Below are 14,046 nucleotides of genomic sequence, written 5' to 3'. Positions count from 1 at the left end.
CGGGAGGGGTCAGGGGAGGGCACGACGTACGTACTGGCGTCCGGCACGCGATCAGCCCTCCCCACTTCCGCAAGCGGGAGGGGCAAAAGACGTCACCGCAAACCGCAACGCCCCCACATCATCACCCCTCGCCGTCATCCCGGCGGACGCCGGGACCCATGGACACGGAGCGCTATCCGTCTGGGCGGACCCAACCATGGGCCCCGGCGTCCGCCGGGGTGACGGGGTTGGTGTGGTGAGGAGTAAGTGCTTAGCGACGGCAGCGTCGTAGCCAAGCCGCTATCCAGCTCGAACGCCGCGATCCGGCTTGAACAGCGCATGTACTTCATATCTACGTGGGACACCGGACACCGGACACCGGACACCGGACACCGGCAGCAACCGGCCCGTATGTTCACCACCAAGCCCCGCTCTCACACACTCATCCGTCATCCCGGCGGACGCCGGGACCCATGGACACGCAACGCTAACCGCCTGCGCAAGCCCAACCATCAGAACCGACGCCCGCCTGACGCCAGGATAAGTGAGCTAGGGAAGGGGGGGGCGTACCATCCTCCCCATCCCCTCAGAAGATCCCCAGAAACTTCTTCCGCTGCCCCTTCCGCTCCGCGTCAGACGTCTTCCCGTCCTCGGCCTTGGCGGTCGTCCCATGCCCCACGTCGTCACGCGGCTGGCCCTTGGTAGTCCGCTGCGCCGCCGCCGTAGCCCCGGAGAGCACCGGCCCGCACGCGGTAGACTTCGCATCGCCGACATCGACGAACGCCAGGATCCCCGCGACCGGCGTCGCCACCAACGCCAGCCCCAGTCCGCTCCCGACCCGCGCAAGCAGATCCTTCGAGATCACGCTGAGCTTAGGCGCCGCAAACAAACCGCCGACCCCGACCGGCGACTGCCCCGCGAACAGGCTGAACTTCTTCGAATCCGCCCGAAACGCCAGATCCACCGCCTCGTTGCGGAAGCTGAAACCGCCACGGCCAACGATCACGTTCTTGCGCGTGTCGATCAGGATCGGGTCCGCCGCCGCGACACCGCCGCGCACGGTAAAGCCGATCAGTCCGCAATTGATGTGTACCGGCTCGTCGAGCTTCCCCTGGAACATCCGCTGCGCGAACGTGCCGATGTCGAGTTCAGCCAACTGAACGTTGCGCACCGAAAGCGCCCCTGACGGCAACACGAACGCGATCCGCCCGCGCGACGACGCCAGCGAATCGTGGATCGAGTCGCCCCGGCCATCAAGTTTGATGCGACCCTTGACCGTACCCGTCGTCCCGGCCTCGGTCAGCCCATAGCCCTTGAGCAACCGCCCCAGCGGCGTCGGCGCAAGGCGGATATCGTACGAGACCGCGCTCGGCCGGGCGCGCGTATCGAAGATGACGTCCGAGGCCACGTTCCCGCGCGCCATCGAGAAGGTCAGCGGCGACAGCGCCAACCGCCCCCGCTCCAGGTCGAGCGTCAAGTCGATGTTCGAGATCGGCAGGTTGCGCGATCTCACCACGCCGATCGTCCATTTCAGGTCGGCATCGAAGATCTGCATCGTCGCGACTGGCAGATTCCCGTCGGGCAACAGGCGCTGTGGCGCGGCGCCCGTCGCGGCAGCGGCAGCCACTGCGCCGCGCGACTCGACGATGTCGGGATTGAAGCCGATGAACGGGGCCGCATCGATGATGTCGAGGCTTTTGGTCGTGAGCACCGAATCGAGATGGATGCGCGCGCCGTTGGTAATCGTCAGCTTGCCCGCAAGATCGGTCCGGCCCGCAAAGCCACGCAGGTGCGTGAAGGCGTATTCGTCGCCCTGCTTGATGAGTTGCGCGCGCAGTTTGTAGGTCCGCGTGTTCGGGATCGCGACGTCGATCACGCCCAGCAGCGTCGACAGGTTTGCGCCACGTGCGGTGACGGCGAGCGGCACGTTCTCGACATCGGCGATGCTCGGCAGCGTGCCCGCGACGTCGATGATGTTCCCCGCCGCCCGCGCCCGCGCGACCAGCTTGTTCTGCCCGCGATTGGCGGTCGCATCCGGCGACAGGAGTTGCGCCGTCACGGTGAACGGCGTCTCGCGCAACCGCCCCTTGCCCGTCAGTCCGACCGCGCGGCCGATCGTTGCATCGACCGAGCGGATGTCGGCGACCTTCAGGTCCGCCAGCACGCGCATCCGCGGATCGAGATAGCGGACCGTCGTGCCGGTCACCGTCGCCACGTCGATCCGCGGGAATTCGAGTGGCTTGCCACCCTTCTTGTTCGAGAACGTCCAGGTGTTCGCCGAATGCGCCGCGTTCCACTCCAGGTCGACCGCGCCGTTGACGAGATCGAGCCAGTAGAGCCGCCGCTTGCCGAAGAGCAGCGACAGCGGCGCGATCCGCGTGTCGAGCTTGTCCGCCTGGAACAAATTGGGCTTGCTCGCCCAGTCGGGATTCGAGAGCGTGAAATTCTCCGCGTACAGCTTGATGCGGAACGGCGCGAAATAGAGCTGGAAATCGCCGCGCACGGTCAGCGTCCGGTGCGTCAGCGACCCGACGACGCGCTCGAACGGATGCTTCAGGAAGCGCCCCTTGGTGATGTACAGCACCAGCCAGATCGCGACGACGACCGCGATGATCCCGAGCAGGATGTTGCGCAGTATCCGCCGCTTGCGACGTTTTTGCGCGGAGGCTGCTTCCGGGGCCGTGGAAGGGGTCTCGATCGGCTGCGTCGGGTTGTCGTCCATGCTTGGCCTATCGCACGACAGCCGCGTCAGTTCCACAACGGTTGATATGGCGGATCATTGCGTCTATGCGGCCCGCTTCCTCGAAGGGAACGCGTTCTACGAATCGCCCGGCCAGTGTGGGCTGCCGCGGCGATTTCAGCGTCCTCCTTCGTAACCGAAAGGATAAAAATGCCCAAGCTGAAGACCAAGAGCGGCGTCAAGAAACGCTTCAAGCTCACCGCCACCGGCCTGCTCAAGCACGGCGTCGCCGGCAAGCGTCACCGTCTGGCGCATCACAACGGCAAGTACATCCGTCAGAACCGCGGCACCAAGCTGCTGTCGAAGGCCGATACCGCAGCAGTGAAGGCCTGGGCGCCTTACGGCCTGCGTTGAGCTGAGAAGGAATTAGACAATGGCACGCGTAAAACGGGGTGTTACCACCCGCGCCAAGCACAAGCGTATTTTGGTTCAGGCGAAGGGCTATTACGGCCGTCGCAAGAACACCATCCGCATCGCCCGTCAGGCCGTCGAGAAGGCCGGACAGTACGCTTACCGCGACCGCAAGGTTAAGAAGCGCACGTTCCGTGGCCTCTGGATCCAGCGCATCAACGCTGGCGTCCGCGCCGAAGGTCTGACGTATTCGCAGTTCATGCACGGCGTGAAGCTCGCAGGGATCGAACTCGACCGGAAGGTCCTGGCCGACATCGCCATGCACGAGGGCGCTGCGTTCAGCGCGATCGTCGCCCAGGTGAAGGCGGCTCTCCCCCAGGCCGCGTAATTTCGCGACTAAGGTTAGGTTTGGGAGGGCGTCGGTGGGAGACCACCGGCGCCCTTTCTGCGTTCTGGCGGGGTGTTTGAGCGCTGGTGGAAGGCGATGTTTCACCATGCAAACCGCAACCGCAAACTCAATCCTCGATCCCTAGCCTCCGTTCCGCCTAAACCCCCATCCGTCATCCCGGCGAACGCCGGGACCCACGGTTAACGCGGACCCGGCGATAACGTGCTACCACCACCCGGCCCGCTACCGTGGGTCCCGGCGTCCGCCGGGATGACGGGGTTATAATCACGGATTTAAAAGATCCGGGACGCGGTGATCAGGGGAGCACGAAAATGCGCGAAACCTTTCAGCCGTGCGTCTACATCCTCCACTCCCGCCGCCATGGCACGCTCTACATCGGCGTCACCTCAAATCTCCTCGCACGCCTCGTTCAGCACCGAGAGGGGTTGATCCCCGGCTTCACTCGCCGGTACGGCATCAAGCGTCTCGCCTATTACGAGATGTTCGACACGATGGAGGCCGCGATCGTTCGCGAGAAGCGGCTGAAGGAATGGCGAAGAGCGTGGAAGATCGAGCTGATCGAAGCGCACAACGAAAATTGGGACGATCTGGGTATCGGCCTCGGGCTGCCCCGCCTGACCGAACCCGCCCTGGGAGTATGACGTGACGCAAGACCTGAACCAGATGCGCGACCACATGTTGACGGCGATCGCCGCCGCATCCGGCCTCGACGCGCTCGATGCGTGCCGGGTCGAGGCGCTCGGCAAGCAGGGCACGATCACCGCGCTGCTAAAGACGCTCGGCAAGATGACGTCGGACGAACGCCTCGTGCAGGGCCCGCTGATCCAGGGGCTCCGCGAAGCCGTCGCCAACGGCATCGCCGAGCGCAAAGCCACGCTCGAACGCGCCGCGCTCGACGCGCGCCTCGCCAGCGAAACGCTCGACATGACGCTCCCCGCCGACGCGACGCCCGCCGGCACGATCCACCCGGTCAGCCAGGTCATGGACGAACTCGCCGAGATCTTCGCCGACCTCGGCTTCGCGGTCGCGACCGGTCCCGAGATCGAGGACGACTGGCACAACTTCACTGCGCTAAATATTCCTGAGTCCCACCCGGCGCGTGCGATGCACGATACGTTCTATATGGCGTCGTCAGATGGTAAGTTAGACGACGCTGATGCGGGCGACGGTGAGCCCGCGAGGCGGATGCTCCTCCGCACGCATACCTCGCCGGTACAGATCCGCACGATGTTGAACCAGAAACCCCCGATCCGCATCATCGCGCCGGGCCGCACCTACCGCTCGGACTCGGACGCGACGCATACGCCGATGTTCCACCAGGTCGAGGGCCTCGTGATCGACAAGGGCATCACGCTTGGCCACCTGAAGTGGACGCTCGAGACGTTCGTGAAGGCGTTCTTCGAGCGCGACGACATCGTCCTCCGCCTGCGCCCGAGCTACTTCCCCTTCACCGAGCCGTCGGTCGAGATCGACGTCGGCTACACGCTGGTGAAGGGCAAGCGCGTCGTCGGCGGCGCCGAACCCGATGGCTGGCTCGAGATTCTCGGCTCGGGCATGGTCCACCGCAAGGTGATCGAAGCCTGCGGGCTCGACCCCGACGAATGGCAGGGCTTCGCGTTCGGCTGCGGGATCGACCGGCTCGCGATGCTCAAATACGGCATGGACGACCTCCGCCCGTTCTTCGACGGCGATATCCGCTGGCTCAAGCATTACGGCTTTTCGAGCCTCGACGTCCCCACCTTGTCCGGCGGAGTCGGCGCATGAAGTTCACCCTCAGCTGGCTCAAGCAGCACCTCGAAACCACCGCCACCCTCGACCAGATCGTCGAGGCGCTGACCCGCATCGGCCTCGAAGTCGAAGGCGTCGAGAACCCCGGCGAGAAGCTCGCCGCGTTCAAGATTGCCAAGGTCCTCAGCGCCGAACGCCACCCGCAGGCCGACAAGCTGCAGATCCTGTCGGTCGACGCCGGTAACGGTCCGCTCCAAGTCGTCTGCGGTGCCCCCAACGCACGCGCCGGCCTGGTCGGCGTGTTCGGCGCGCCCGGCACGTACGTCCCCGGCCTCGACGTGACGCTCAAGCTCGCCAGCATCCGCGGCGTCGAATCGAACGGCATGATGTGCTCGACGCGTGAGCTGGAACTCGGCGAGGATCACGACGGCATCATCGAACTGCCCGAAGACGCCCCGATCGGCACCGCGTACCCGGACTATGCCGGCCTCACCGACCCGGTCATCGACGTCGCGATCACGCCCAACCGCCAGGACTGCATGGGCGTCCGCGGCATCGCCCGAGACCTTGCCGCCGCCGGCCTCGGCACGCTCACACCCCTGACCATTCCCACCCCCTCCGTCATCCCGGCGGACGCCGGGACCCAAGGCGCGGCAGTGGCAGACGGCGAACTCGATCCCAGCCGTCGCGGCAATGACGGAGCAAGGACCGGATCCGGACCCGATGTCGCGACGCTAGACCCAGAAGGCTGCCCCGCCTTCTTCGCGCAGACCGTCACCGGCGTGACCAACGGCGAATCCCCCGAGTGGATGCGTCGCAGCCTCATCGCGATCGGCCAGAAGCCCATCTCCGCGCTCGTCGACATTACCAACTATCTGATGATCGACCTCGGCCGCCCGTTGCACGTCTACGACCGCGCCAAACTCTCCGGCGGCCTCGTCGCGCGCAAGGCAAAGGACGGCGAGCAGGTCGTCGCGCTCGACGGCAAGACCTACACGCTCGACGCGACCATGACCGTCATCGCCGACGACGCGGCCGTGCACGACATCGGCGGCGTCATGGGCGGCGAGCATTCGGGCGTCTCGGCGGACACCACCGACGTGCTGATCGAATGCGCGTATTTCGATCCCGACCACATCGCCCGCACCGGCCAGAAGCTGACGCTCACCTCCGACGCGCGCAGCCGTTTCGAACGCGGCGTCGATCCGGCGTTCCTCGAAGACGGCCTGGCGATCGCCACCGCGCTCGTCCTCCACATCTGCGGCGGCACGGCCAGCGACGTCACCCGCTCGGGCGAACCCCCGCTCGAACCCCGCGTGATCCACTACGATCCGCGCTTGAGCGCGGACCTCGGTGGCCTCCACGTCGCCCCCGAACGCCAGGCGCGGACCTTGTTGTCGCTCGGCTTCACGATCGGCGCGATCAAGAGCGCCGACGCGTTCAGCGACGCGCTGTTCTCGACGATCGAGGGCAAATGGCCGGTCACGATCCCGACCTGGCGCCGCGACGTCGACGGTCCCGCCGACCTCGTCGAAGAGGTCGTCCGCATCGAGGGCATCGACAATATCCCCTCGACGCCGCTCCCGCGGATGCCCGGCGTCGCCAAGCCGACCGCCACGCCCGAGCAGAAGCTCGAACGTCGCGCACGCAGGGCGGCCGCTGCCCGCGGCCTCGACGAGGCGGTAACGTGGAGCTTCCTTTCGGAGGCCGAAGCTGCGCCGTTCGGTGGGGGCGCATGGACGCTCGCCAACCCGATCAGCGAAGACCTGAAAGTCATGCGCCCGTCGCTGCTCCCCGGCCTGCTTGCAGCGACCGGCCGCAACCTCAAGCGCGGCCAGCAGAGCGTCCGCCTGTTCGAGATCGGCCGCCGCTACCTGGCCGAAGCCGAGCGCGCGACGCTAGGCGTAGTCCTCGCCGGCGACCGCCGCCCCCGCGGCTGGCGCGATGGGAAAGCAGCGACCTTCGACGCGTATGACGCGAAGGCCGAAGCGCTGGCGCTTCTCGCCGCGTCGGGCGCGCCGGTCGATAACCTGCAAGTCATGCCTGTCCTGAGCGCAGCCGAAGGGGGTGAGGCCGGCGATGCATGGCACCCCGGCCAGTCCGGCACGCTACGCCTCGGGCCGAAGACGGTTCTGGCAAGCTTCGGCATGCTCCATCCGTCGGTGCTGAAGGCATTCGACCTCGACGGCGCGGTCGCTGCGGTAGAAGTCTACCTCGACGCGATCCCGCCCAAGCGTGCGTCTGGCTTCGCGCGTCCGGCCTACACGCCGCCCGCGCTGCAAGCCGTCCGCCGAGACTTCGCGTTCCTCGTGCCGGCGGCGCTCGCCACCGACACGCTGGTCCGCGCGGTCAAGGGGGCGGACAAGGTCGCGATCGTCTCGGCCCGCGTGTTCGACGTGTTCACCGGGCAGGGCGTCGAAGAGGGCCATAAGTCGGTCGCGGTCGAGGTCGTCCTGCAACCGACCGCCAAAAGCTTCACCGACGACGAGATCAAGGCGATCGCCGATAAGGTGGTCGCAGCGGCGGCAAAACAGGGCGCGAGCCTGAGAGGATAACGCTCCCCCAAACACAACCCCGGCGAAGGCCGGGGCCCAAATGGCAAGGCCGGTGTAACGGAGCGATGCGCGCAGTTGGCGACGTTTCCCAATTGGGCCCCGGCCTTCGCCGGGGTGGAGTGAGGTGAGGTGGAGTGGGGTGAGCGTTTTAGAGCCTCGCGCGTTTGAGGCTCACGGAAGGAACCCCATGACCGACCTGATCACGATCGCCAACGACCACCTCACCGCGCAGATCAACCCGCACGGTGCAGAGCTCACCCACCTCCACGACGCCGACGGCCGCGAACTGATGACCAACGCCGACCCGGCCTTCTGGACCGGTCACGCCCCGATCCTCTTCCCCGTCGTTGGCGTCGTCAACGAAGGCGTCATCCGCCTCAATGGCACCGCCTACCCGATGCAGAAGCACGGTTTCGCGCGCCATTCGACGTTCGACGTTGTCGCGCAGTCGGAAACCTCCGCCACCTTCCGCCTTACCGACAGCGACGAAACCCGGAAGGCCTACCCCTTCGCGTTCGCCCTCGACCTCGTCTTCACGTTAGACGGCGCGACGCTGACGCTCGAGGCGCACATCCACAACCGCACCGACGCGCCGATGCCGGCTAGCTTCGGCTTCCACCCCGCCTTCGCCTGGCCGCTCCCCTACGGCGAAGCCCGCGCCGACCACCGCATCACGTTCGACGCCGACGAGCCCGGCAAGCTGAAGGCGATTAGCCCCGACGGCCAGATCGCCGTCGACGAGCGCCCCTCGCCGGTCGAGGACCGCGTCATCGCCCTGCGCGACGAGCTCTTCGCCAAGGATGCGCTGGTCTGGGACCCGATCCATTCCGACGCGGTCACCTATGGCGCAGAGACCGGCCCGCAGTTGCGGATCGCCTTCCCCGACACGCGCAAGCTCGGCATCTGGACCAAGCCCGGCGCGGCCTATGTCTGCGTCGAGCCCTGGCACGGGATCGCCGACCCCGAAGGCTATACCGGCGATTATCGCGACAAACCCGGCGTGTTCGAGATCCCCGCCGGCGGTACGAAGCGCATCGAAATGAGCGTGACGCTGGTCCAGGAGCACTGACGAACTCCCCTTCCCTGAAAGGGAGGGGCAGGGGGTGGGTGGGTTTCCGTATCGCGGCACGGTTGCGGCCAAAGCTGACCGACCCACCCCCAACCCCTCCCTTCCAGGGAGGGGAGAGCGTTCCGGTTCGGGCAAACGTAGCGTTTCCTTTAGGACACCGAGGGGCGCTCGCGCCGCACGGCAACACCAGCCTCGCTCACACCCCTCTGTCCTACACGCCCCACATCTGCCAAGAGCGGCGCTAAGCCCGCCGCGTTCTCCAACTGCATCCCGCCGCACCGCGCGCGGACTGCAGCTAGGCCTAACCCGGCCTAACCTTCTTTTCCCAGCCAAGTCCGACGACTCGGCTCACCGGACCCACGCCATGACCCAATTTCCTCGCCGCACCTTCGCGATCATCTCGCATCCCGATGCCGGCAAGACCACGCTGACCGAGAAGCTCCTGTATTTCGGCGGCGCAATCCATCTCGCCGGCGAGGTAAAGGCGCGCGGCCAGACCCGCCGCGCGCGCTCCGACTGGATGAAGATCGAGCAGCAGCGCGGGATCTCGGTCACCTCGTCGGTGATGACGTTCGAGCGGCAGGGCATCACCTTCAACCTGCTCGACACGCCGGGCCACGAGGATTTCTCCGAAGACACGTATCGCACGCTGACCGCAGTCGACTCGGCGGTGATGGTGATCGACGCCGCCAAGGGCATCGAGCCGCAGACGCGAAAACTGTTCGAGGTGTGTCGCCTGCGCAACGTGCCGATCATCACCTTCGTCAACAAGGTCGACCGCGAGGGCCGCGATCCGTTCTCGCTGCTCGACGAGGTGGCCGAGATGCTCCAGCTCGACGTGTGTCCAATGAGCTGGCCGGTCGGGATGGGCGGCGAGTTCGAGGGCGTCTACGATCTCTACGCCAACACGCTGAGCCGCCCCGAAGGCGACAGCCGCGAGTTCATGGGCAAGGCGATCCCGTTTACCGGCATCGACGATCCCGAACTCGCCAAGATCCTCAGCCCGGAAGCGATGATCCGCCTGAACGACGAAGCCGAACTCGCGCAGGGCGGCTATTCGAGCTTCGACCCCGAGGCCTATCGCGCGGGCAACCTGACCCCGGTCTATTTCGGCTCGGCGCTGAAGGACTTCGGTGTCGCCGAACTGATCGCCGCGCTCGCCGACTACGCCCCGCCGCCACGCGCGCAGCCCGCCGAGCCCGCCCCCGTTTCGCCGGACGAGCCCGAAGTCACCGGCTTCGTGTTCAAGGTGCAGGCGAACATGGACCCCAACCACCGCGACCGGATCGCGTTCATGCGGCTATGCTCGGGCGTGTTCAAGCGCGGCATGAAGCTTACGCCCACCGGCCACGGCAAGCCGATCGCAGTGCATTCCCCCATCCTGTTCTTCGCGCAGAACCGCGAACTGGCGGACGAGGCATTCCCCGGCGACATCATCGGCATCCCCAACCACGGCACGCTCCGAGTCGGCGACACGCTTAGCGAAAAGGCCGCGATCCGCTTCACCGGCCTGCCGAACTTCGCGCCGGAAATCCTGCGCCGCGTCGTGCTCAAGGACTTCACCAAGACCAAGCAGTTGCGCAAAGCCCTCGACGACATGGCCGAGGAGGGGGTGACGCAGGTGTTCTACCCCGACATCGGCTCGAACTGGATCATAGGCGTGGTCGGCCAACTCCAGCTCGAGGTGCTGCTGTCGCGCCTCGATGCGGAATACAAGGTCGCGGCGGGGCTGGAGCCTGCGCCGTACGAGACTGCACGCTGGATCTCGGCGGAAGACCCGCTCGAACTCAAGACCTTCGCCGAGATCAATCGCGGCGCCATGGCCAAGGACCGCGACGGCAACCCCGTCTTCCTCGCCAAAAGCGCATGGGAAGTGAACTACATCGCCGAGCGCTACGCTAAGATCCGCTTCGCCGCGACACGCGAGCGGTAGGATACCGGATCGGCCGGCAAGGTCTTCTAAGGCTGCTAAAAGTCTTCGACCCTTGTCGGCCGCGGTTGCAAGATTACAATGTCTGGTCCGTCTTGCCCGGCGACCGATAATGGCGCCGCTCCATCAGGCGCCTCGCGGGATTTTCCCGCAGAAATTTCATTACCCAGTTGTCGCGTTTGATCGGCTTGCGATGCCGATGGCGCCGCGCGCCGTAACGTCTGGTACGCGCAAGCTTTTGTTGCCACCGCACCACGCCTGCAATGGCGGCAACGAGTATAACGCCCGCAACCATGACTTGAACGTTCATCTATCGGCCCCGCTTCCAATAGACTGAGTATCAAATATCAGACTGATTTGTAATTAAATTGTGCGTCATGCTCAAGTTAAGACGTAACTCTCTGAGTAGGCTGCCCTAATATTGTCGGAATAGCGATAGCTGAGAAATATCAACTAACCGCGTTATGTAGATAAAACTATCCTACATCAACGGGCTTGTTGAGCCGAAAGGCGTTGATAACGGGTACTTATCAATAGTCGTGGGGCTAACTTGCGGAGTTCGCAACTGGCCAACCGGCTTGATCGGAGCAGCAACAGAAGGGCCGAGGTGGTTCGCACCACCCCGGCGCATCTCAATTAGTGCTTAGGCTTGGCGGCGAATGCTGCCTTGAGCCGCGCGATCGCCAGCGTGTTTGCATCCTGCGCACCACGCACGACCATGCCCATGCCGAAGAACTCGTGAGTCACGCCCGGAAAGGTGCGCTGCTCGACCTTGTCGCCCGCCGCGCGCATCGCCGCTGCGAGTGTCTCGCCGTCGGAGCGCAGCGGATCGATCTGCGCGTTGATGATCGTCGTCGGCGGCAGGCCGCGCAGGTTTGCCTTCACGAGGTTCAGCCGCGGGTCCTGCGCATCGGCAGGATTGGTCTGGTAATAATAACCGAACCACTTCAGCATAGCGCCGTTCAGCGGCTTCGCATTCGCCGAATCCATCCGCGACGGCAGCGTCATGCTGCTGTTCGCGATCGGGTAGACCGATACGATGTGCAGCGGCGTGGTAAGCCGGTTGTCGCGCGCATAGATTGCCGTCGCGACCGCTAGATTGCCGCCGGCGCTCTCGCCTGCGACCGCGATCTTGCGCGGATCGCCACCCCAGCTTGCCGCATTCTGCAGCGTCCAACGATAGGCCGCGGCTGCGTCGTCATGCTGTGCCGGGAACTTGAACTCCGGTGCATGGCGATACTCGACCGACACGACGATCGCGCCCAGCTGTTTGGCGAGCAAACGTGGTGCAGCGTCGTAGGTGTCGACCGTCGCGATCACCCAGCCGCCGCCGTGATAATAGACGACGACCGGCAGGTTCTTGGCGTTGGCGAGCGATGCCGGCTTGTAGATCCGGGCGAACTGGTTCGCGTCGCTGCCATAGGGCACGTCGCGCGTCGTCACCGTCGCGTCGGGCGTCGCCGACAGGCCGTGCTTGATCATGACCTGCTTGGCGCCATCGGCTGCCGACGGCTGCATCCGCGCGACGGCTGGCGTGAGTGTCTCGATCGGCTTGCCACCGAGCGCGGCGAGCTGGTCGAGCACGGCCTGCATGTCGGGTGCTGCCTTTGCCGGCTGGGTCGCGGTCGGTGCGGGTGGCGGCGGTGGTGGCGCATCGACCGACCGTGCGGACTGCGCAATCGCGCCGCTCGTCAGGGCGATACCCGATGTCGTGATCAAGGTCGCGGTAGCGAGCGCCATCAGCGTGCGCGATGATCGGTTGGTCATGCGGTATGGTATCCTGTTTCGAGTGCCCCCACTCGCCGCTTAGAACCGCGTGATCGGGTTTCCGTTCCCGCAGGGCGGCGTAACCAGCGATATTCACACGTTCTTTTGGCCGCCGAAGCGACTCTTCGACGTATCAGAACGGCGCAGCGCGTCCTTCTACCCAAGTCTCGACGACTCTATCGACGTCGGCGATCGAGCGGGATGGGTCGCCATCGACTACCAGCAAATCGGCGCGCGTTCCGGCCACAATCATGCCGCGATCGCGCAATCCGAGCAGGTCCGCGCCCGCAGCCGTGGCAACCCGCACGGCCTGCGCCGGAGTTAGTCCCGCCTCGACCATCAGCGCGAGTTCGCGGTGTTCGGCGATGCCCGGCACGCGCACCGCGCTCGCACCACTGTCCGTGCCGAACCCGATCTTCACGCCGGCGTCGTACAGCGTCTTCAGGTTGCGCAGGTTCATCGCCAGCGATTTCCGCGCATCGGCCGTCTTCGGATCGGCCAGGATCTTCGCACGCCACGCCGGATCGTCGACCTGTTGCGCGAGCGCCGGCGACAACGCGGCGCGGGCGAACGGCGTCTGCGTCCACGGTGCGCGATCGGCCCAGGCGAACGTCGCCTCGTCGAGTTGTAGCGTCGGGATGTACCAGATGCCCTTCGCCTTCAGCGTCGCGACGAACGCAGGGGGCACCGGCGTGTCGCGGATACCGTGCGCGATGATGTCCGCGCCCGCCGCGACGATCGCCTCCGCATCCGCGAGATCGTGGATATGCGCCGCCACGCGCAGCCCGCGCGCGTGCGCCTCGGCGATCACCGCTCGGTAGACGGCAGGGCTCATCTTGACCGGTACGCTGCCGCCGAAATCGTCGAGCCACAGCTTCACGAGATCGGTCTTCTCAGCTGCCATCATCGCGACCGCCTTGCGGGCTTCCTCGGGGGTCGAGGGCCGGAACAGCTGGTCCGGCCCGACCTTCAGCATCGCCTGCGGTGGCGCGCCATTGGGAACGCCGATCCCCTGCATCACGCCGAACAGGTCCGCGCCGTCGATCCGTCCGGCATGCGCGTCGGCGCGTATCCCGACGAACGCCGGACCGTTGTTGCCGAGCGCCGTAACCGTCGTCACGCCGTAGCGGCGATACTGGGCGAGCTGTGCGACGATGTTGGCGCGCGTGTAGTTCTTCGCGCCCGTCTCGGTGCCGCTCACCTGTCCGACATGGCTGTGGTCCGAGACGAGGCCGGGCATAACGGTCCGTCCCCGATAGTCGCGTCGTTCCGCGCCCGCCGGCACCGCGACCTTGCCCGCCGCAACGATCCGTCCGTTTGCGATCACGATGGTCGCATCGTCCACTGGTGCGCCGCCGCGCCCGTCGATCAACCGGACACCGGTCAGCGCGATCGTCTGCGCGGTAGCGGATCCGGCGGTGAGGGCCGATGCCGCGAGAGCGATCGTGCAGAGGCGAGCGGAGATTTTGGTTCGGCGCACGATGATGTCCTTCTCGGGAGGATGCGCCGATGGGACGC

11 protein-coding genes are annotated in these 14,046 nt (G+C 65.8%); 7 read left to right on the top strand and 4 right to left on the bottom strand.

Annotation, left to right across the window (positions count from 1 at the left end):
* Nucleotides 1–565: 565 nt before the first annotated feature.
* A complete protein-coding gene (locus ASE69_RS08065) occupies nucleotides 566–2,701 on the bottom strand; it encodes an AsmA family protein (protein ID WP_200924142.1) in 2,136 nt (711 codons plus the stop codon).
* A 168-nt stretch (nucleotides 2,702–2,869) separates the two neighbouring features.
* On the opposite strand from ASE69_RS08065, the gene rpmI reads away from it, so the two are divergent.
* The 7 genes from rpmI (at nucleotide 2,870) to ASE69_RS08030 (ending at nucleotide 10,764) form a co-directional block, all read left to right on the top strand.
* Nucleotides 2,870–3,073 (top strand): 50S ribosomal protein L35, encoded by a 204-nt coding sequence (rpmI, locus tag ASE69_RS08060; RefSeq protein ID WP_031395289.1) that lies wholly within the window; start codon nucleotides 2,870–2,872, stop codon nucleotides 3,071–3,073.
* A gap of 19 nt (nucleotides 3,074–3,092) precedes the next feature.
* Nucleotides 3,093–3,458: a 50S ribosomal protein L20 gene (rplT, locus tag ASE69_RS08055; RefSeq protein ID WP_056054375.1), complete on the top strand. Its 366-nt coding sequence runs from the start codon at nucleotides 3,093–3,095 to the stop codon at nucleotides 3,456–3,458.
* Between the two features lie 332 nt (nucleotides 3,459–3,790).
* Nucleotides 3,791–4,120, top strand: coding sequence for a GIY-YIG nuclease family protein (locus ASE69_RS08050; protein WP_056484988.1), 330 nt, complete (start codon nucleotides 3,791–3,793; stop codon nucleotides 4,118–4,120).
* Nucleotides 4,121–4,142: 22 nt separating this feature from the next.
* Nucleotides 4,143–5,243 carry a phenylalanine--tRNA ligase subunit alpha gene (gene pheS, locus ASE69_RS08045; protein WP_200924151.1) on the top strand — a complete coding sequence of 367 codons (1,101 nt, stop codon included), beginning with the start codon at nucleotides 4,143–4,145 and terminating at the stop codon, nucleotides 5,241–5,243.
* Nucleotides 5,240–7,762, top strand: a complete 2,523-nt coding sequence (gene pheT / locus ASE69_RS08040; RefSeq protein WP_056484985.1) for a phenylalanine--tRNA ligase subunit beta — start codon at nucleotides 5,240–5,242, stop codon at nucleotides 7,760–7,762. The genes pheS and pheT overlap by 4 nt, the downstream gene beginning before the upstream one ends.
* Before the next feature lie 187 nt (nucleotides 7,763–7,949).
* Nucleotides 7,950–8,831 carry an aldose 1-epimerase family protein gene (locus ASE69_RS08035; protein ID WP_056484983.1) on the top strand — a complete coding sequence of 294 codons (882 nt, stop codon included), beginning with the start codon at nucleotides 7,950–7,952 and terminating at the stop codon, nucleotides 8,829–8,831.
* 364 nt (nucleotides 8,832–9,195) lie between these two features.
* Nucleotides 9,196–10,764, top strand: coding sequence for a peptide chain release factor 3 (locus ASE69_RS08030; RefSeq protein ID WP_056484981.1), 1,569 nt, complete (start codon nucleotides 9,196–9,198; stop codon nucleotides 10,762–10,764).
* A gap of 73 nt (nucleotides 10,765–10,837) precedes the next feature.
* Here ASE69_RS08030 and ASE69_RS08025 read toward each other — a convergent pair whose 3' ends face one another.
* The 3 genes from ASE69_RS08025 to ASE69_RS08015 form a co-directional block, all read right to left on the bottom strand.
* Nucleotides 10,838–11,071, bottom strand: a complete 234-nt coding sequence (locus tag ASE69_RS08025) for a hypothetical protein (RefSeq protein ID WP_156362226.1) — start codon at nucleotides 11,069–11,071, stop codon at nucleotides 10,838–10,840.
* Between the two features lie 326 nt (nucleotides 11,072–11,397).
* Nucleotides 11,398–12,528: an alpha/beta hydrolase gene (locus ASE69_RS08020; protein ID WP_235518263.1), complete on the bottom strand. Its 1,131-nt coding sequence runs from the start codon at nucleotides 12,526–12,528 to the stop codon at nucleotides 11,398–11,400.
* Nucleotides 12,529–12,661: 133 nt separating this feature from the next.
* Entirely contained in the window at nucleotides 12,662–14,008 is a 1,347-nt protein-coding gene (locus tag ASE69_RS08015; protein WP_056485307.1) for an amidohydrolase family protein, read from the bottom strand.
* Between the last annotated feature and the right edge of the window lie 38 nt (nucleotides 14,009–14,046).

Origin of the sequence: Sphingomonas sp. Leaf208 (assembly GCF_001421415.1) — a bacterium.
GTDB lineage: Bacteria > Pseudomonadota > Alphaproteobacteria > Sphingomonadales > Sphingomonadaceae > Sphingomonas.
The sequence above is the reverse complement of the archived record's forward strand: the minus strand, read 5'-3'. Positions and strand labels throughout refer to the sequence as shown.

Excerpts from the sequence above, each read along its gene's own strand:
- ASE69_RS08065 (WP_200924142.1), bottom strand. The coding sequence starts at position 2,701 with ATGGACGACAACCCGACGCAGCCGATCGAGACCCCTTCCACGGCCCCG.
- rpmI (WP_031395289.1), top strand. The coding sequence starts at position 2,870 with ATGCCCAAGCTGAAGACCAAGAGCGGCGTCAAGAAACGCTTCAAGCTC.
- rplT (WP_056054375.1), top strand. The coding sequence starts at position 3,093 with ATGGCACGCGTAAAACGGGGTGTTACCACCCGCGCCAAGCACAAGCGT.
- ASE69_RS08050 (WP_056484988.1), top strand. The coding sequence starts at position 3,791 with ATGCGCGAAACCTTTCAGCCGTGCGTCTACATCCTCCACTCCCGCCGC.
- pheS (WP_200924151.1), top strand. The coding sequence starts at position 4,143 with ATGCGCGACCACATGTTGACGGCGATCGCCGCCGCATCCGGCCTCGAC.
- pheT (WP_056484985.1), top strand. The coding sequence starts at position 5,240 with ATGAAGTTCACCCTCAGCTGGCTCAAGCAGCACCTCGAAACCACCGCC.
- ASE69_RS08035 (WP_056484983.1), top strand. The coding sequence starts at position 7,950 with ATGACCGACCTGATCACGATCGCCAACGACCACCTCACCGCGCAGATC.
- ASE69_RS08030 (WP_056484981.1), top strand. The coding sequence starts at position 9,196 with ATGACCCAATTTCCTCGCCGCACCTTCGCGATCATCTCGCATCCCGAT.
- ASE69_RS08025 (WP_156362226.1), bottom strand. The coding sequence starts at position 11,071 with ATGAACGTTCAAGTCATGGTTGCGGGCGTTATACTCGTTGCCGCCATT.
- ASE69_RS08020 (WP_235518263.1), bottom strand. The coding sequence starts at position 12,528 with ATGACCAACCGATCATCGCGCACGCTGATGGCGCTCGCTACCGCGACC.